This is a genomic window from Azospira sp., from assembly GCF_030247495.1.
In the GTDB taxonomy this organism is placed as follows: Bacteria; Pseudomonadota; Gammaproteobacteria; order Burkholderiales; family Rhodocyclaceae; genus Azospira; species Azospira oryzae.
The window spans coordinates 220324-236800 of record NZ_JAOTRW010000006.1 but is presented as its reverse complement, the minus strand read 5'-3'; the positions used below and the strand labels follow the sequence as shown (position 1 = coordinate 236800).

The following is a 16477-nucleotide window of genomic DNA, read 5'->3' as shown; positions in this document are numbered from 1 at the left end:
AGTTGGAGTCATGCTGTCGCAGTCATTCAGGGGGGTAATGGCATGAGTAGTACCGAATCCGAACTGGCGGTACTGTTTGCCGACATTTCCGGCAGCACCCGGCTCTATGAGAAGCTGGGGGACACGGAAGCCCTGCACGCCGTCGATCGCTGCATCAAGCGCATGGAGCGGGCCGTCGAGGGTTACCAGGGGCGTATCATCAAGACCATCGGCGACGAACTGATGGTGGCCTTCCCCACCGCCGACGCCGCCTTCCAGGCGGCCATGGACATGCAGCAGCGGGTCCTGGACCTGCCGCCGGTTTCCGGGGTCAAGCTCAACATCCGGGTGGGTTTCCATTTCGGCCCCACCATCGAGGAGAACAACGACCTCTTCGGCGACACGGTGAACACCGCCGCCCGCATGGCCGGTCTGGCCAAGGCCGGCCAGATCATCACCAACGCCCAGAGCCTGGCCACCGTCTCGCCCCTGCTGCGGGCTTCGACCCGGGATGTGGACCGGCTGCCGGTGAAGGGCAAGGCCGAGGAAATGCAGATCGTCGAGGTGCTGTGGCAGGAGACCGAGGAGCTGACCATGAAGGCTCCCAGCATCGACCCCACCCAGCCCCTGCGCACCGTGACCCGCCTCTGCGTGCGGCACCACGGCAAGGCCTATCTGCTGGATGACAAGACCTCCACCCTGACCTTCGGCCGCGGCGGCGAGAACGACGTGGTCATCGAGGACCGCAAGGCCTCCCGCAGCCACGCCAAGATCGAACGCCGGCGCGACAAGTACGTGCTGATCGACCAGAGCACCAACGGCACCTTCGTCGCCTTCGAAGGCGAGGCCGAAGTGTTCCTGCGGCGCGAGGAGATCGTCCTGCGCAACAAGGGCCTGGTGGCCTTCGGCCACACCGCCGCCAGCGGCAGCACCGAAATGGAAGTGGCCCAGTTCGAATACCTGTAAGCGGGCCCCAACCAAAACCAACGGCCGGAGGCGTCATGCCTGCCGGCCGTTTCTTTTGGGCCTGTCCCCAGGCCCGCCTTCAGATTTCCAGCTTCTTCAGCAGGGCCGGGTTTTTCACCACTTCGGCCCGGCGCCCGGGCGTGGCTTCGTAGAGGGCGGCCGGCGGCGCCTCGTTGAGGCGAGCCAGGCCGGCAGCGCTGCTGCAACGGCTGTCCAGGCCCACCGTCACCTCGCTGCCGGCGGTGGATACCACGCTGAAGCAGGGCTGGCCCAGCTTGCGGTTGAGGGGCGCAAGGACGGCGGCCTGGGCCAGCTCCGCCGTGGCCGGCAGGCTGCCGGACAGCTCCGCCTCCACCACCTCGCCGTCGAGACGGGTGCCCAGCACTGCCCGCAGGCCGTTCATTTCCTGCTGCAACCTGGGCAGCAGGGCCTTGTCGGGCAGGGCGCCGAAGCGGAAGCGGACCTTCTGGCCGGCGAAACGGAAGTGCTGCAGGAAGAAGCTCTTGGAGAACTCCTCGCCCACCAGCCGGCCCACATCCTTCAGGGCCGCCTCTTCCGTGGCCCAGCTGCCGTTCTGGGGCAGGGTGGTGTTGAAGTAAATTTCCTCGCCGCTGGCCTGGTCGATGCACTTCACCGTCCACGAGGTGATGACGTACTTCTCGATGGTCAGGCCGGAAGCCTGCAGGGTGGCGGAAAGCTTCTTGAAGCGGGCCTCGCCGACGATGGCGAAATCGGCCCCCGGCTGGCCCTTGGCGGCATCGCCCCAGGTGCGAAAGCCGAAGGACTGGACCCGCTCCTTGAGGATGTTCTCGGCGATGGGGGAACGCACGGCGTCGCCGGCTTCGCCCCGGGTGTTGATGGTGACGGAGATTTTCGGGTCGCCGTTGTTGCGGATGAAATCCACCCGCTCCTCGGCAGACATCTGGTTGAGGGATTTCTGCACTTCCCGCACCCGCACCACGGCCCGGGTGCCCAGGGTGGCCAGACCGCCGGCCTCCTGCTGTGGCGCCTCTTCCTGCAGCACCGATTCGATGAAGTCGCCGCTGCGGGAAAGCAGGCGGGCAGACAGCAGATCGTAGTAGCGGGAGAGGGAGGCCGGCTGCACGTTGAGGGCCACCGCCTTTTCCACCAGCTGGCGACGGGCATCCTCCCGCAGGGCGGCCTGCAGCAGGGCCGGATCGCCGGCCAGGCGGGAATCGCTGGGATCGGCCACGCCCACGGCGGAAATGACGATGGTGCCGTTGTCGGCCGCCGCTACCGAAGCCGTCGGCAACGCTGCCGGGGAACCCGATCCGTCGCCGCCGCGGCCCAGGTACAGGTAGCCGGCACCGGCCGCCACCAGGATCGCCGCCCCCGCCGCCAAGGCATAGGGCAGACGGGATTTGGCAACGGCCTGGGAGGCAGGCGGGACGGACGTCCCGGCCATGCCATGGCTGGAAGGCGCGTCCTTGCTGGCCGCTGGCGATGGCACCACCCGGGTGGCTTCGCCGGCTGCGGCGGGCCCTGCCGCCCCGGAGACCAGGGTCCGCTCCGCCTCGGCAGAGAGCAGGGTGACCTCATCGGCCACCAGGGTCGCCTCCTCCTCGGGGCCGCCGGCCATGGCCTGCTGCAGGGCGGCGGCAAATTCCCGGGCGCTCTGGAAACGCTGCTCCGGCCGCTTCGCCAGGGCCTTGCGCACCACCGCATCGAAACGCCGCGGCACCTGCACGTTGAGCTCGGAAGGGGCGATGGGGTCCTCCTTCAACACCTTGTGCATGATGGTGGTGAGCTGGCCGGTGAAGGGCTTTTCCCCGGTGAGAAACTGGTAGAGCAATACACCGGCGGAGAACAGGTCGGAACGGCCGTCCACCGTCTGCCCCATGAACTGCTCCGGCGACATGTAGGCCGGAGTGCCGAGGACGGAGCCGGCCTGGGTCAGGTTGGAGGATTCGATGCGGGCGATGCCGAAATCCCCCACCTTGGCCTGGCCGTTGTGCAGGATGAAAATGTTGGCCGGCTTGATGTCCCGGTGCACGATGCCGTTGCCGTGGGCGTGGTCCAGGGCGGAGAGCAGCTCGCCCATGAGGCGGGCGATCTCGCTGAGGGAAAAGCGTTCGGACTTGTCGAAATAGTCCTTCAGCTCCCGCCCTTCCACATACTCCATGGCGATGAAGGCGGTGCCCCCGTCCTCGCCATACTCGTAGATGGCGACGATGTTGGGATGGTTGAGCCGCCCGGCGGCCTGGGCCTCGCGCTGGAAACGGCTCAGCAGCTCCTGGGCCTCGTCCTTCTCCAGCTGGTCCCGGCGCACGGTCTTGAGGGCCACCCGCCGGGCAATGCCCGGGTCGAAGCCCTCATAGACCACCCCCATGGCCCCCCGCCCCAACTCTCGGCGGACCTCGTACTTGCCCAGTCTGGGCGGCATAGCCTCGGCCATAGCGGCTCTCCCGGCGGCAGGTTATTTGTACTTGCTGTCGATTTCCCAGACGTTCTTCTGCACCAGGCGCTGCACCATGCTGTCCAGGGTGAGGCCGCCGGAGGCGCCGGAGGAAACGCCCATCACCGACGAGCCCTTGGCTCCCAGTTCCATTTTCTCTTCGGTATAGCCGGTGGCCACCTGTTCGGTGGTGTTGGCGTCGATGATCTTGTAGCGCATGCCGATGATCCACACCCCGGTGTTTTCCTGGGTCTGCACCGAACCGACCACCGTCTCGCCGACGGCCCCGGCCTGGGCCCCGCCCATGGAGCCGGAGAAGGCGCCGAAGACGCCCAGCAGCTTGCCCACGGCACGGCCGTCGAAGCCCTGCTGGGCCTGGGCCACCTGCTCGGCCTTGAGGATGTCGAACTTGACCACGTACTTGGTGGTCTTGAACTTGCCCTTCTGCAGCAGCTTGCGGGCGGCACTGGGGTCGCCCATGGTGTAGGCCAGGGTGAACTCGTTGAGCAGGGGGCCCATGTCGGAACGTTCGAGGATCTTGAAGTTGGCCTTGCCCAGTTCCAGTTCGGCGTAGTCGGCGATGTTGTTGGGGCCGTACTTCTGGGTGAAGGAGGCGTTGTTGGACTTCACTTCGCCCGGGATGACCACCAGGGCCGGGCCCTTCTTCGCCGCATTGGCGTACTCCACCGGCTTGTACATGGCCTTGTCGGCCATTTCGTTGGCCTGCTTGGAGGTGTCGCTGCCGGCGGTGGGCGACGGGCTGTCGAAAACCGGCTGGGCATGGGCCGAACCGGCGCAGGCCAGGGCCAGGGCAATGGGGGCGATGTACTGACGCATGGAAGACTCCGTAGGTTTATTTTTTTGGTTTGCCGGCAGCCCGGCAGTAATCGTTGTAGAGCTTGGCCACGACCTCCTCGGCCTGCTCATGGACCAGCTCCAGGGCCATGCCGGCGGTGTCGCTGCCGGAATAGGACTCGGCCTTGGCCGTGGCGGTGGAAATGGTGCGGCCGTCCGCCGCCGCCAGGGTGAAATGCATGGTCACATAGACCTCGGGCAGGCGCACCACCGGGTTGTAGGCGGTGCGGGTGGAAACCCCGCCCTTGAGGACGAAGGCGGCGCCCAGCTTGCTGGAAGCGGCCAGGGCCGCGTCCGGGTCGTTGCGGAAATAGGCTTCCATCTCGGCCTGGGCGATGCGGGCCCGCTGCTCCTCGGCGGTGTAGGTCTTCAGGCCCAGGGCCTTCAGCTTCTGGTTGATCACGGCGGCATGGCGGCCGTATTTGCTGCCCTGCAGCTGGTAGCCGTCGGCCGTCTGGTCGGCCAGGGCCACCAGGATGCCCTGGTTGCGCAATGCAGCCTTGCAGGGAACGGCCAGATGCTGGGCGATGCGGCCGCGGCGGCCCTCCTCCTCGGCAGCACCCTGCTTCTCGTCCTCGGCAAAACTGAAGGCCCGGGCGCCGCCGGCTGCCGCCAGCAGCAGGCCACAGCAGAGCAGGCGGGAAGCGGCACGCAGGGGGGCAGGCTTCATCTCGGGACTCCAGGAAAAGTCCCCGGCATCAACGCCGGGGCAGGTGGAATGGGGCAGGCCATTCTGTCAAAAAAAATGCCAGCCTTCAATCGGCTGGCATTTTTGCGGGAAGTCCGCCCCTGGCTTACTTGGCAGCCTGGCTGTCGGCTTCGCACTTCTTGATGAAGGAGGCCTTGGCGGCACCGGCCAGCTTCTTCTCCGCGGCCTTGGACTGGCACTCCGCATTGGCGGCGGGAGCGTCGGCGGTCTTGCCGGAGAGGCAGGTCTTCATGAAGCCCTTGCGCTCGTCGCCCTTGAGGCCCTTCTCGCCGGCTTCCTTGTTGCAGTTCTTCATGCGCTCCTGCTGGGGCGTCGGCGCTTTGGCCGCGTCGGCGGCGCCGGCAACGGGAGCCAGGCCGATACAGGCCAGGGAACACAGGGCAAGCAGCATCTTTTTCATGGTGTCTCCGTCAGTGGTCAGGCAGGGCTTACCACTATGCGTTCGTCAAATATCGTCGTCAAGCAGCAGCTTCTGCTGCCGGGTGATGAATTCCTGCATGTTGTCGATGCCGCGCAGCTGCAGGATGCTGTTGCGCACCGCCGCCTCCAGCAGCACCGCCAGGTTGCGCCCGGCAGCCACCGGAATGACCACCTTGCGCACGGCCACGCCGAGGATCTCCTGGGTCTGGGCATCCAGGGGCAGGCGCGGCGCATCCACCCCGGCCACCGGCTTCTGCAGGTGCACGATCAGCTTGAGCTTCATTTTCCGCCGGGAGGCGGTCTCGCCGAAGATGGTGCGGATATTGAGCAGGCCCAGGCCCCGCACTTCGAGGAAGTCCCGCAGCATGCCAGGGCAACGGCCCTCGATGGTGGCGGGGGCGATGCGGGCCAGTTCCACCACGTCGTCGGCGACCAGGCCGTGGCCCCGGGAAATCAGTTCCAGGGCCAGTTCGGACTTGCCGACGCCGGAATCGCCGGTGATGAGGACGCCCATGCCCAGCACGTCCATGAAGACGCCATGCACCGACACCGTGTCCGCCAGGCGGCGGGAAAGGTAGATGCGCAGCAGGTCGATCACGGCCGAGCAGGGTTTGGCGGTGGTGAACAGGGGCGTGCCGGTGCTCTCGCAGCCCTCCAGCACGGCCGGCAGCACTTCCAGTCCCTCGGCGACGATGACGGCGGGGGGCTGGGCGGCGAAGATTTCGTTCATCTGCGCCTTGAGGCGCTCAGGATTGACCCGGCTCAGCCACTGGTACTCGGCGGCGCCGATGACCTGCAGGCGTTCCGGGTGGATCAGGTTGAGGTGGCCGACCACGTCGGCGCCGTAGTTGCCCCGCTCCCGGATCTCGATGGAGCGTTCGGCGCCCTGGGCCGCGACCCAGGTCAGGGACAGCTTGTCCTGGTGGTCCTCAAACAGCTGGCTGATGGAGATTTGCCGCATGGTTCCCCCAGTCGGTGAACAGGCGGTGGGCGTCGTCGGTGTTGTCGCAGGCGCCCAGGGCCTCGCGGAAGGCCCGGTCGGAGAAACGCTGGGCCAGCTCGGAAAGAATCTGCAGATGCTGCTCGGTGGCCTGTTCCGGCACCAGCAGCACGAACATCAGGCCGACAGGCTTGCCGTCGGGGGAATCGAAAGGCACCGGGGCGGACAGGCGCATGAAGGCGCCGGCGGCTTCCTTGAGCCCCTTGATGCGGCCGTGGGGAATGGCAACCCCCTGGCCCAGGCCGGTGGAACCGAGTTTTTCCCGGGCGAAGAGGCTGTCGAAAACCGTGGCCCGGGCGATGCCCAGGTTGTTCTCGAACAGCAGTCCGGCCTGCTCGAATGCCCGCTTCTTGCTGCTGGCTTCGAGGTCCAGCAGGATGTGGGCGGGAGGGAGGAGTTTGGCGATCAGATCCATGGGGCGGGAACCTTCCCCGAACAGCGGGATGGCGGCGGCAGGGCCGGTTGGAGACTGGGATTCAGGCAGGATACCTGGCGAAAAGTGGCGGGATCATAACGGAAAACGACCCCGCCGCCTATGCCTTTCGTCCCAGTCCCGGAGAGGGAATCAGATCACTCTTCGATGTGATTCTTGATGGTGTCGCGGTGGTGATCCTGGGCCTTCTGCTTGTACTTCTGCACCTGGCGGTCCAGCTTGTCGATCAGGGTGTCCACGGCGGCATACAGGTCGGCATCCTCGGCATCCACGTGGATGTCCTTGCCGGGCACGCGCACGGTGACTTCAGCCTTCTGCTTCAGCTTTTCCACGGTGAGGATGACGTTGACGTCGATGACGCTGTCGAAGTGACGCGTAACCCGCTCCAGCTTGGCAGTGACGTAGTCGCGGATCGCCGGGGTGACTTCCAGGTGATGTCCGGTGATGTGCAGGTTCATGGCTCGCTCCTTTTTTAGATGGACTTGCGTAGGTTGGCCGGCGAAATGTTGAGCGCTTCTCTGTATTTTGCAATGGTTCGACGCGCCACAACAATGCCTTGTTGGCCAAGAATTTCGGATATTTGACTGTCCGAAAGGGGTTTTCTGGGGTCTTCGGCCGCCACCAGCTGCTTGATCAGGGCCCGGATGGCGGTGGCCGAACAGGCGCCCCCCGTATCCGTGGCCACATGGCTGCCGAAGAAATACTTGAGTTCGAAAATGCCCCGGGGGGTGGCCATGTACTTCTGGGTCGTCACCCGGGAAACGGTGGATTCGTGCAGGCCCAGGGTTTCGGCGATTTCCCGCAGTACCAGGGGACGCATGGCCACCTCGCCGTGTTCGAAGAACTGGCGCTGGCGGTCCAGGATGGCCTGGGACACGCGCAGGATGGTGTCGAAACGCTGCTGCACGTTCTTGATCAGCCAGCGGGCCTCCTGCAGCTGGCCGGAGAGGCTGGAGCCGCGCTGCTTGGAGAGGATCTCGGCGTAGAGCCGGTTGATGCGCAGGCGCGGGTAGGCGTCCGGATTGATGCTGGCGGTCCACTGGTTGCGCACCTTCTTCACCACCACGTCCGGGGTGATGTAGCGGGCATCCAGGGGCGCGTACTGGGCGCCGGGCCGGGGGTTGAGGCTCTTCACCAGGTTGGTGACGGCGCGCAGGCGCTCGTCGTCGCAGCCCAGCAGCTTCTTCAGCTTGGTGAAGTCCCGGCCGGCCAGCAGTTCCAGGTGATGGCGCACCAGCTTCAGGGCCTGGTCCCGCACCTCGTCGGCCGGCAGGGCTTCCAGCTGCAGGGCCAGGCATTCGCCCGGAGTGCGGGCGCCGACACCGGTCGGGTCCAGGTGCTGCAGGTGGCGCAGGGCGATCTGCAGGTCGTCCAGGTCGATTTCCAGCTCTTCCGGCAGGGCTTCCTGCAGCTCCTCCAGGGGCTGGGTCAGGTAGCCGTCCTCGTCCAGAGCCTCGATCAGGAAGCTGACCAGCTGCCGGTCCCGCTCGGAGAGCTGCATCAGGCCCAGCTGCCAGTTGAGGTGGTCGCGCAGGGAGGTGTTGGCGGCCTGCACTTCCTGGAAGTCGGAATCCTCGTCCTCGTCGCGGGAGGCGGAAGGGTAGCTGCCTTCGGCAAACCAGTCCTCGCCTTCGCCCAGGCTGTCCCGGCTGTCGTCCCGGACTTCTTCGGGGCCGTGACTGTCGGCGCCTTCACCGGATTCGCCGCTATCGCCTTCCCGCGGGCCTTCGGCAGCAGCCTCGGCCGTACTGCCGGCGTATTCGCCTTCGCTCCCGCTGTAGGAGGGCTCGTAGTTCTCGTCCTCGCGCTCCAGCAGGGGGTTTTCCAGCAGATACTTCTCCAACTCCTGCTCCAGCTCGAGCGTCGACAGTTGCAGCAGCCGGATGGACTGCTGCAGCTGTGGCGTCAGGGCCAGGTGCTGCGAGAGTTTGAGTTGGAGGGTTGGTTTCATGGACCCGGGGCCGAAGGGGCCGGCGGCAATGAGCGGGTTGAGGGAAAGACTCGGAGACTGGGCTCGTCAGAGACGGAAGCTCTCGCCCAGATATACTTTTCGGACGTCTTCATTATAAACGATCTCATCCGGGCGGCCAGACGCCAGCACCCGGCCCTCATTGATGATGTAGGCCCGGTCGCAGATGCCCAGGGTCTCACGCACGTTGTGGTCGGTGATGAGCACGCCGATGCTGCGGTCCTTGAGGAAACGGATGATCTTCTGGATTTCCAGCACGGCGATGGGGTCCACGCCGGCGAAGGGCTCATCCAGCAGGATGAAACGGGGAGAGGTAGCCAGGGCCCGGGCGATTTCCACCCGGCGGCGCTCGCCACCGGACAGGGCGGCGGCATTGGAAGCGCGGATGTGGCCGATGTGCAGCTCTTCCAGCAGTTCCTCCAGGCGCAGGTCGATCTCGTGCTTGGGCAGCTTCTGCAGTTCCAGCACGGCGCGGATGTTCTCCTCCACGTTGAGCTTGCGGAAGACGGAAGCCTCCTGGGGCAGGTAGGAAATGCCCAGATGGGCCCGCTTGTGGATGGGGAAGTGGGTCACTTCCTGATTCTGCAGCTGGATGGAGCCGCCGTCGGAGGGCACCAGGCCGACGATCATGTAGAAACAGGTGGTCTTGCCGGCACCGTTGGGGCCCAGCAGGCCGACCACCTCACCGCTGCCCACCTCGAAGGACACGTCATGCACCACGGTGCGGGACTTGTAGCGCTTTTTCAGGTTGTTGGCGGAAAGCTTGGCGATGAGGTCGGGGTTCTGCTCGGACATGGGCTATCGGATTCTATGAATGCGGGGGCGTAAAGGCATTGTGCCAGAGGTGTCGCCCGGGGGTTCTACCAGTCGCTGCCGGACTCGTCGTCCCAGCCGCCCTGCAGCACCTGGCGGACGGTGGCGGCGGCAAAGCCGCGGCTGAGGAGGAAGCGGGTCTGTTTGGCCCGCTCGGCCAGATCGGCGGGCAGGGCGGCAAATTTCTTCTGCCACACTTGGCGCGCCCGTTCCAGCTCGCTGCCGCCCTGGGCCAGGGCCGCGGCGACGGTTTCCTCGGCCACGCCCTTCTGCCGTAGTTCCTGGGCCAGCCGGGCATCGCCGTAGCGGCGGGCGCGGATGGCGACCCTTTCACTGGCATAGCGGGCATCGGAAAGCTGGCGGCGGGCCGCCAGGTCGTCCAGCAGGGCCTCCAGCTCAGCCTCGGATTCTGCGTGGGGCGCCAGCTTGCGGGCCAGTTCGGCCCGGCTGTACTCCCGCCGCGCCAGCAGCCCCAGGGCCCGCTGGCGCAGGCTCGGGGTCATTCTCCGGCTGCGGCCGCCGGGGCGGGGTTGGCCACGCCCAGGGCTTCCCGGATCTTGCCTTCGATTTCCTGGGCAATGGCCGGGTTGGCCTTGAGGAATTCCCGGGAGTTGTCCTTGCCCTGGCCGATTTTCTCGCCCTTGTAGGAGTACCAGGCGCCGGACTTCTCGATCAGCTTGTTGGCCACCCCCAGTTCGATGATCTCGCCCTCGCGGGAGATGCCTTCGCCGTAGAGGATATCGAACAGGGCTTCGCGGAAGGGCGGGGAGACCTTGTTCTTCACCACCTTGACGCGGGTTTCGTTGCCGATCACCTCGTCACCCTTCTTGATGCCGCCGATACGGCGGATATCCAGGCGCACGGAGGCGTAGAACTTGAGCGCGTTGCCGCCGGTGGTGGTTTCCGGGGAACCGAACATCACCCCGATCTTCATGCGGATCTGGTTGATGAAGATGACCAGGGTGTTGGTCTTCTTGATGTTGGCGGTGAGCTTGCGCAGGGCCTGGCTCATCAGGCGGGCGTGCAGGCCCATCATGGAATCGCCCATCTCGCCTTCGATTTCGGCCTTGGGGGTGAGGGCGGCCACGGAGTCCACCACGATCACGTCCACACCGCCGGAACGCACCAGCATGTCGGCGATTTCCAGGGCCTGTTCGCCGTTGTCCGGCTGGGAGATGAGCAGCTCGCCGATGTTCACGCCCAGCTTCTGGGCGTACTGGGGATCGAGGGCGTGTTCCGCGTCGATGAAGGCGGCGGTGCCGCCCAGCTTCTGCATCTCGGCCACGACCTGCAGGGTCAGGGTGGTCTTGCCGGAGGATTCCGGACCGTAGATTTCCACCACCCGGCCCCGGGGCAGGCCGCCCACGCCGAGGGCCACGTCCAGGCCCAGGGAGCCGGTGGACACCACGTCCACGCCCTTGTCCACTTCGGTCTCGCCCATCTTCATGATGGCGCCCTTGCCGAACTGCTTTTCAATCTGCGCCAGTGCGGCGGTTAGTGCTTTGGCCTTGTTGTCGTCCATGACTGAATTCCCCAAAATCAAGCGGCTGATTATGGCACAAACCCTCCGGCCTACGCCAAGTTACCCGGACTACGTGTTATCCCCAGCATCAAAGGCCTTGGAACACCGCGGCAAAGCAGGGAAAATGGCGCAAATTATGCTAAAGCGATTATTGGCGCCCCCGGCCGCCGCTCCCCTCCCCGCTGCCCGCCTGCCCCTGCTCCCGGGGCTGCTGCTGGTGTTTGCCGCCTATCTGGCGGTGGCCCAGCTGACCATGGCCATCGGCACTGCCGGCCACGGCCTCTTCGTTCCCTTCTGGCCCCCCGCCGGCATTGCCCTGGCCGCCCTCGTCCTGGGTGGCGGCCGGCTGTGGCCGGCAGTGCTGCTGGCCACCCTGGGCAGCGCCCTCATCAGCGGCTTTGCTCCCCTCACCGGCTTGCTCATGGGCGCCGGCAACGCCCTCGGCGCCTGGGCCGGCTACCGTCTGCTGCGGGGCCCGCTGCAGTTCGATCCGCGCCTGGGCCGCCCCCAGGACGTGCTGCACCTGTGTTTCAGTGCCCCCGTGCTGGGCGGCGCCATCAGCGCCAGCCTGGGCGTCGGTGCTCTGAGCCTGGGCGGCAGCCTGGAGGCAGCCCAGCTGCTGCCCGCCTGGCGCGGCTGGTGGGTGGGCGACCTGGCCGGCACCCAGCTGCTGGCCCCCCTGCTGCTGGCCTGGCTGCAGCCCCGGGAAGGCCTGGACCAGGGCCGCTGGCGCCATCTGGCGGTGGCGGCGGTGGTCGCCGCCGCCCTCAGCAGCCTGTGGTTTTTCTCCGAGCGGGCCCCCGAATCCTTTGCCTACGCCGGCCTGCTGCTCCTGCTGACCCTGATCTGGATCGCCTTCAGCTGCGAATTGCGTCTGGTGACCCTGGCCCTGGCCACCACGGCCCTGACGGCCGCCGTCTTCGCTGCCCTGGGCACCGGCCCCTTCGCCAATATCGAGCCCCAGCTGGTGCAGGTGAAGCTGCAGGTGCTGATCGCCTCCCTCACCGCCGTGACCCTGGCCCTGGCCGCCGCCAACCGGCAGCGCCGCAGCGCCGAGGAGGACCGCAACCGGGCGGAGGAGCGCCTGGAACAGGTGCTGGACTCCCTCGACGACGTCATCTGGACCCTGGAGGCGGAGGAACGGCGTTTCTCCTTCGTCAGCGGCGCCACCCAGCGCCTCAGCGGTCATTCCGCCGCCGAGCTGTATGCAAACGCCATGCGCTGGGCCGACGACCTGCATCCGGCGGACCGGGAAGCCACCCTGGCCGCTTTCGAACGGCAGTTCGCGGGGGAAGCCGCCGACCAGGAATTCCGCATCATCCGCGACGGCGAGGTGCGCTGGCTGCGGGTCCGCAGCCATCCGGTGGTGGTGGCGGAGCGGGTGGTACGCATCCACGGCATCACCCAGGACGTCACCTCCCTGCACCGGGCCATGGACCGCCTCGCCGCCAGCGAGGAGCGCCTGCGCCGGGCCCTTGGCGCCTCGGAGGTGGGGGTGTGGGACTGGGCGGTGGAGACAGGCAATCTGCAGTTCGTCCTGGCCGTGGCCGACGGCAACGGCTACCGTCTGGCCGAGCGCAGCGTCGGCCTGGCCGAATGGGAAGCCAGCCTGCACCCGGAGGACCGGGCCCGGGCCATGCAGGCCCTGCTGGATTGCCGCGACGGGCGCAGTCTCCGCTTCCGCTGCGAATACCGCACCCACACCCGGCACGGCCACTGGCGCTGGTTCCGCGGCGAAGGCCAGGTGGTGGACAGCGCCGACGGCCAGGCCCGGCACCTGGCCGGCACCTTCCGCGACATCCACGAGCGCAAGCAGGTGGAGGCGGAACTGGAGAAGCTCTCCATGGCGGTGGAACAGAACCCCTCGGTGGTCTTCATCACCGACGCCCAGGGCCGCTTCGAATACTGCAACCAGGCCTTCTCGGAAGTCACCGGCTACGGCCTGGAGGACATCCTGGAACAGACGCCGCGGCTGCTCAAGTCCGGGCTCAACGAGGTCGGCACCTATGCCGACCTGTGGCGCACCATCAACGCCGGCAAGACCTGGCGCGGACGCCTGCTCAACAGGCGGCGGGACGGCAGCATCTACGTCTGCCTGCAGGCCATCGCCCCCATCCGCGACGCCAACGGGCGCATCACCCACTTCGTCAGCATCAGCCAGGACCTCTCCGAACTGCAGGAATCGCCGGACCTGTGGCCGCCCCGGCGGCGCAGCTGAAGGGCGCAGGTCAACGCAAAAGGCCGCCCACGGGCGGCCTTTTGACTGGCAGGGCGGCAGCGGCTCAGGCGGCGTCGCCCATCTGGGACTGCAGGTAGTTTTCCAGGCCCACCAGTTCGATCAGTTTCAGTTGCTGTTCCAGCCAGTGGGTGTGGTCCTCTTCCGTGTCGTCCAGCATCTTCAGCAGCATGTCCCGGGTCACGTAGTCCTTGTGGGCCTCGCAGCGGGCCATGGCGGCACGCAGCTCCTTGACCACGGAGATTTCCACAGCCAGGTCGCTCTTCAGCATCTCCGGCACGGTCTTGCCGATCTTCATGGACTTGGCCGGGGTCATGCCCGGAGTGCCTTCGAGGAACAGGATGCGCTTGATGAGCCAGTCGGCATGCTCGGTTTCGTCCTGCATCTCGTGCCAGATGCGCTCGTTGAGCTTCTTCAGGCCCCAGTTCTCGTACATGCGGGCGTGGATGAAGTACTGGTCCCGGGCCATCAGTTCGCCGGCCAGGAGTTCGTTCAGCAGCTTGATGACTTCAGTGTTGCCTTTCATGGCGCGCTCCGCGGAAAAAGGGGGAATGGGCCGATGGTAATCCAGGCCCGGGGCTTAGGCCAGCACCGGCGCCTGCAGCCGCTGCCGCAGCACGTCCAGGGCATGGGCCACGGTCTGGGCCCGCACCGCCTCCCGGTCGCCGGCGAAATGGCGGGTTTCCAGCGCCACCCAGTCCTCGGGGCCGGCCCAGGCGAAGCACACCGTGCCCACCGGCTTGGCCGGGGTGCCGCCGGTAGGACCGGCGATACCGCTGACCGCCAGCGCCCACTGGGCGCGGCTCCTGGCAATTGCACCCTGGACCATGGCGCCTGCCGTGGCTTCCGACACAGCCCCTTCGCTGCGCAAGGTCTGGCGCGGCACACCGAGCATGTCCTGCTTTGCCTCGTTGCTGTAGGTGATGAAGCCCCGGTCGAACCAGTTGGAGCTGCCGGCGATGGCGGTGCAGCACTGGCCAATCCAGCCGCCGGTGCAGGACTCGGCGGTGGCCAGGCGCTCGCCCCGCTGCAGCAGGGCTTCGCCGATGGCGGCGGCCAGGGCCTCCAGTTCGGCCTGGGCGGGTCCACCGCTCACAGCAGGCGCCCCAGGACGAAGTGCAGCACGGCCAGGGAGAGGATGGTGTAGAGGCCGGCAAAGACGTCGTCCATCATGACGCCGAAGCCGTTCTTCACCTGCTCGTCGAAATAGTTGGCCGGATAGGGCTTGAAGATGTCGTAGATGCGGAACAGCAGGAAGGCCGCGGTCTGCCACAGGGCCGTCTGCCACCAGAACTGGCCCACCGGGCAGAAGAACAGCACCAGCCAGAAGGGCACGATCTCGTCCCAGACGATGGAACCGTGGTCCACCACCCCCAGGTCCCGGCCGGTGCGGTGGCAGGCCAGCACGCCGCCGACGAAGCACACCAGGAGGAAGACGAGAAAGCCGATTTCGTCGAAATTGGGCCGGATCAGGGAATAGACGGCCCAGGAGAAAAGGGTGCCGGCCGTGCCCGGGGCGAAGCGGGAGAGGCCGCTGCCCAGGCCGCAGGCGACGAAATGGGCCGGATGGGAGAAGAGGAAGCGCAGGTCAGGTCGCACGGAAGTGGTCATATCCCTTGAATTGATCCATGAATTCGGGGGGCAACGGCGCCCCGTCGCCATCATACAGGCTCACCCCGGCACCTTCGGCCGCGTAGCCGATGCGCCACAGGGGCAGTTCCAGGTCGGCGGCCAGGGCCGCCAGGGCCATGCGTTTTTCCGCCGGCGCGGTGAAGGCCAGTTCGTAGTCGTCGCCGCCGGCCAGCTGGCAGCGCTGGGCCAGCAGCGGGTCCACGCCCTTGGGCAGTAGGGGCAGCTGGCCCACATTGAGGCGCAGCTCCACCCCGGAGCGCTCGGCGATGTGGCCCACGTCGGCCAGCAGACCGTCGGAAATGTCGATGGCCGCCGTGGCCAGCTGCCGCTGCACCAGGGCCAGGCCCAGGGCAATGCGCGGCCGGGGCCGCTGCAGGGCGGTGAGGCAGCGCTGCACCAGGGCCTCGGGCAGTTCAATCTTGCCCTGCAGCTGGGCCAGGCCCAGGGCCGCCAGGCCGGGCTGGCCGGAAACCCACAGGTCGTCGCCGGCCTTGGCGCCGTCCCGGCGCAGGGCCTGGCCCGGCGCCACTTCGCCCAGGGCGGTGACGCACAGGTTGAGCGGGCCCCGGGTGGTATCGCCGCCCACCACGTCCACCTGGCTGGCCCTGGCCAGGGTGAAGAAGCCCTTGGCGAAGGCGGCCAGCCAGGCCTCGTCGGCCTCGGGCAGGCTGCCGGCCAGCAGCACCCAGCGGGGCTTGGCACCCATGGCGGCGAGGTCGGAAAGATTGACGGCCAGGGTCTTCCAGCCCAGGCCTTCGGGATCGGTTTCGGGCAGGAAGTGCACGCCGGCCACCAGCATGTCGGTGGTCACCGCCAGCTCCATGCCGGGGGAGGGCTGCAGCAGGGCGCAGTCGTCGCCGGGACCGAGCACGGCCCCCGGGGTCGGGCCGGCGAAGTGGCGGGCGATCAGTTCAAACTCGGAAGGCATGGGCGGTTTTGCTCGGGGGCGGACAGTCGGGGAAAAACGGAGGCAAGAGAAAGGGCACAGGGATCACAGAGAAGTCTCCGTGGCCGCTGTGCCCCGCCGGGAATGCCGGATCAGCCGCGCTGCTGCCTGCGCTTGGCTTCGACCTCGGCCGCCCGCAGCTTGCCGGCCAGCTTGTCGAGGACGCCGTTCACGTACTTGTGGCCGTCGGTGCCGCCGTAACCCTTGGCCAGCTCGATGCACTCGTTGATGATGACCTTGTAGGGCGTTTCCGGATGATGGGTCAGCTCCAGGGCGCCCAGCAGCAGGATGCAGGCCTCGATGGGGGACATCTCGTCGAAACCCCGGTCGAGGAAGGGCGTCAGTTCGGCCACCAGGGCTTCCCGCTGGGCCAGGGCGCCGCGCACCAGGCCGACGAAGAATTCCCGGTCGGCCTTGTCGAAGCCGGAGACGTCGGCCATGTGGGCCTCGATCGCGGCCTCGTCCTGACCGCCGATGCGCCACTGGTACAGGCCCTGCAGGGCGAATTCCCGGGAACGGCGGCGGGGGGATTTGGCGGCGGCGGGCTTGCCGGCGGGTTTCTTGGCTTCGGTCATGGTGTT

18 protein-coding genes are annotated in these 16477 nt (G+C 67.0%); 2 read left to right on the top strand and 16 right to left on the bottom strand.

The window, feature by feature from the left end; genetic code table 11:
• The first annotated feature begins 42 nt into the window (after positions 1-42).
• Positions 43-945 carry an adenylate/guanylate cyclase domain-containing protein gene (locus OEL49_RS10865; protein ID WP_014235806.1) on the top strand — a complete coding sequence of 301 codons (903 nt, stop codon included), beginning with the start codon at positions 43-45 and terminating at the stop codon, positions 943-945.
• 79 nt (positions 946-1024) lie between these two features.
• Here the strand turns inward: OEL49_RS10865 and OEL49_RS10860 are convergent, their stop codons facing one another.
• The 11 genes from OEL49_RS10860 to recA all read right to left on the bottom strand — a co-directional run bounded on the left by OEL49_RS10860 (position 1025) and on the right by recA (position 11082).
• Positions 1025-3349, bottom strand: coding sequence for a serine/threonine-protein kinase (locus OEL49_RS10860; RefSeq protein WP_287874666.1), 2325 nt, complete (start codon positions 3347-3349; stop codon positions 1025-1027).
• A gap of 33 nt (positions 3350-3382) precedes the next feature.
• Positions 3383-4198 (bottom strand): hypothetical protein, encoded by an 816-nt coding sequence (locus tag OEL49_RS10855; RefSeq protein ID WP_130459700.1) that lies wholly within the window; start codon positions 4196-4198, stop codon positions 3383-3385.
• Between the two features lie 16 nt (positions 4199-4214).
• Entirely contained in the window at positions 4215-4886 is a 672-nt protein-coding gene (locus OEL49_RS10850; RefSeq protein ID WP_287874665.1) for a hypothetical protein, read from the bottom strand.
• A 124-nt stretch (positions 4887-5010) separates the two neighbouring features.
• Positions 5011-5325 carry a PsiF family protein gene (locus OEL49_RS10845; protein ID WP_130459698.1) on the bottom strand — a complete coding sequence of 105 codons (315 nt, stop codon included), beginning with the start codon at positions 5323-5325 and terminating at the stop codon, positions 5011-5013.
• Positions 5326-5370: 45 nt separating this feature from the next.
• Positions 5371-6306 (bottom strand): HPr(Ser) kinase/phosphatase, encoded by a 936-nt coding sequence (gene hprK / locus OEL49_RS10840; RefSeq protein ID WP_014235811.1) that lies wholly within the window; start codon positions 6304-6306, stop codon positions 5371-5373.
• The gene (gene ptsN, locus OEL49_RS10835) at positions 6275-6760 is read right to left on the bottom strand and encodes a PTS IIA-like nitrogen regulatory protein PtsN (RefSeq protein ID WP_014235812.1); all 486 of its coding nucleotides are present in this window, start codon (positions 6758-6760) and stop codon (positions 6275-6277) included. The genes hprK and ptsN overlap by 32 nt, the downstream gene beginning before the upstream one ends.
• A 155-nt stretch (positions 6761-6915) precedes the next feature.
• Positions 6916-7236 (bottom strand): ribosome hibernation-promoting factor, HPF/YfiA family, encoded by a 321-nt coding sequence (hpf, locus tag OEL49_RS10830; RefSeq protein ID WP_014235813.1) that lies wholly within the window; start codon positions 7234-7236, stop codon positions 6916-6918.
• Positions 7237-7250: 14 nt separating this feature from the next.
• The gene (locus OEL49_RS10825; RefSeq protein ID WP_014235814.1) at positions 7251-8729 is read right to left on the bottom strand and encodes an RNA polymerase factor sigma-54; all 1479 of its coding nucleotides are present in this window, start codon (positions 8727-8729) and stop codon (positions 7251-7253) included.
• Between the two features lie 66 nt (positions 8730-8795).
• Positions 8796-9542 (bottom strand): LPS export ABC transporter ATP-binding protein, encoded by a 747-nt coding sequence (gene lptB, locus OEL49_RS10820; RefSeq protein WP_014235815.1) that lies wholly within the window; start codon positions 9540-9542, stop codon positions 8796-8798.
• 65 nt (positions 9543-9607) lie between these two features.
• Positions 9608-10063 (bottom strand): recombination regulator RecX, encoded by a 456-nt coding sequence (gene recX / locus OEL49_RS10815; RefSeq protein WP_014235816.1) that lies wholly within the window; start codon positions 10061-10063, stop codon positions 9608-9610.
• The gene (recA, locus tag OEL49_RS10810) at positions 10060-11082 is read right to left on the bottom strand and encodes a recombinase RecA (protein ID WP_014235817.1); all 1023 of its coding nucleotides are present in this window, start codon (positions 11080-11082) and stop codon (positions 10060-10062) included. The genes recX and recA overlap by 4 nt, the downstream gene beginning before the upstream one ends.
• Positions 11083-11218: 136 nt before the next feature.
• Here recA and OEL49_RS10805 point away from each other — a divergent pair, with 136 nt between their 5' ends.
• Positions 11219-13300: a PAS domain S-box protein gene (locus tag OEL49_RS10805; protein WP_287874664.1), complete on the top strand. Its 2082-nt coding sequence runs from the start codon at positions 11219-11221 to the stop codon at positions 13298-13300.
• 64 nt (positions 13301-13364) lie between these two features.
• Here OEL49_RS10805 and bfr read toward each other — a convergent pair whose 3' ends face one another.
• The 5 genes from bfr to nusB all read right to left on the bottom strand — a co-directional run bounded on the left by bfr (position 13365) and on the right by nusB (position 16471).
• A complete protein-coding gene (gene bfr, locus OEL49_RS10800; protein WP_014235819.1) occupies positions 13365-13844 on the bottom strand; it encodes a bacterioferritin in 480 nt (159 codons plus the stop codon).
• Between the two features lie 54 nt (positions 13845-13898).
• Positions 13899-14414 (bottom strand): CinA family protein, encoded by a 516-nt coding sequence (locus OEL49_RS10795; RefSeq protein WP_287874663.1) that lies wholly within the window; start codon positions 14412-14414, stop codon positions 13899-13901.
• Complete coding sequence (locus OEL49_RS10790; RefSeq protein ID WP_130459693.1) at positions 14411-14917, bottom strand: phosphatidylglycerophosphatase A family protein; 507 nt, start codon at positions 14915-14917, stop codon at positions 14411-14413. The genes OEL49_RS10795 and OEL49_RS10790 overlap by 4 nt, the downstream gene beginning before the upstream one ends.
• Complete coding sequence (gene thiL, locus OEL49_RS10785) at positions 14907-15878, bottom strand: thiamine-phosphate kinase (RefSeq protein ID WP_287874662.1); 972 nt, start codon at positions 15876-15878, stop codon at positions 14907-14909. Before thiL ends, OEL49_RS10790 begins: the two co-directional genes overlap by 11 nt.
• A gap of 110 nt (positions 15879-15988) precedes the next feature.
• Positions 15989-16471 (bottom strand): transcription antitermination factor NusB, encoded by a 483-nt coding sequence (gene nusB, locus OEL49_RS10780; protein ID WP_014235823.1) that lies wholly within the window; start codon positions 16469-16471, stop codon positions 15989-15991.
• Positions 16472-16477: the final 6 nt, after the last annotated feature.

What these genes read in the sequence shown, in the direction of transcription:
- ptsN (WP_014235812.1), bottom strand. Translation starts at nt 6,760, where the DNA reads ATGGATCTGATCGCCAAACTCCTCCCTCCCGCCCACATCCTGCTGGAC.
- OEL49_RS10825 (WP_014235814.1), bottom strand. Translation starts at nt 8,729, where the DNA reads ATGAAACCAACCCTCCAACTCAAACTCTCGCAGCACCTGGCCCTGACG.
- hprK (WP_014235811.1), bottom strand. Translation starts at nt 6,306, where the DNA reads ATGCGGCAAATCTCCATCAGCCAGCTGTTTGAGGACCACCAGGACAAG.
- OEL49_RS10860 (WP_287874666.1), bottom strand. Translation starts at nt 3,349, where the DNA reads ATGCCGCCCAGACTGGGCAAGTACGAGGTCCGCCGAGAGTTGGGGCGG.
- recA (WP_014235817.1), bottom strand. Translation starts at nt 11,082, where the DNA reads ATGGACGACAACAAGGCCAAAGCACTAACCGCCGCACTGGCGCAGATT.
- hpf (WP_014235813.1), bottom strand. Translation starts at nt 7,236, where the DNA reads ATGAACCTGCACATCACCGGACATCACCTGGAAGTCACCCCGGCGATC.
- OEL49_RS10865 (WP_014235806.1), top strand. Translation starts at nt 43, where the DNA reads ATGAGTAGTACCGAATCCGAACTGGCGGTACTGTTTGCCGACATTTCC.
- OEL49_RS10850 (WP_287874665.1), bottom strand. Translation starts at nt 4,886, where the DNA reads ATGAAGCCTGCCCCCCTGCGTGCCGCTTCCCGCCTGCTCTGCTGTGGC.
- OEL49_RS10805 (WP_287874664.1), top strand. Translation starts at nt 11,219, where the DNA reads ATGCTAAAGCGATTATTGGCGCCCCCGGCCGCCGCTCCCCTCCCCGCT.
- thiL (WP_287874662.1), bottom strand. Translation starts at nt 15,878, where the DNA reads ATGCCTTCCGAGTTTGAACTGATCGCCCGCCACTTCGCCGGCCCGACC.
- OEL49_RS10845 (WP_130459698.1), bottom strand. Translation starts at nt 5,325, where the DNA reads ATGAAAAAGATGCTGCTTGCCCTGTGTTCCCTGGCCTGTATCGGCCTG.
- OEL49_RS10855 (WP_130459700.1), bottom strand. Translation starts at nt 4,198, where the DNA reads ATGCGTCAGTACATCGCCCCCATTGCCCTGGCCCTGGCCTGCGCCGGT.
- bfr (WP_014235819.1), bottom strand. Translation starts at nt 13,844, where the DNA reads ATGAAAGGCAACACTGAAGTCATCAAGCTGCTGAACGAACTCCTGGCC.
- recX (WP_014235816.1), bottom strand. Translation starts at nt 10,063, where the DNA reads ATGACCCCGAGCCTGCGCCAGCGGGCCCTGGGGCTGCTGGCGCGGCGG.
- nusB (WP_014235823.1), bottom strand. Translation starts at nt 16,471, where the DNA reads ATGACCGAAGCCAAGAAACCCGCCGGCAAGCCCGCCGCCGCCAAATCC.
- lptB (WP_014235815.1), bottom strand. Translation starts at nt 9,542, where the DNA reads ATGTCCGAGCAGAACCCCGACCTCATCGCCAAGCTTTCCGCCAACAAC.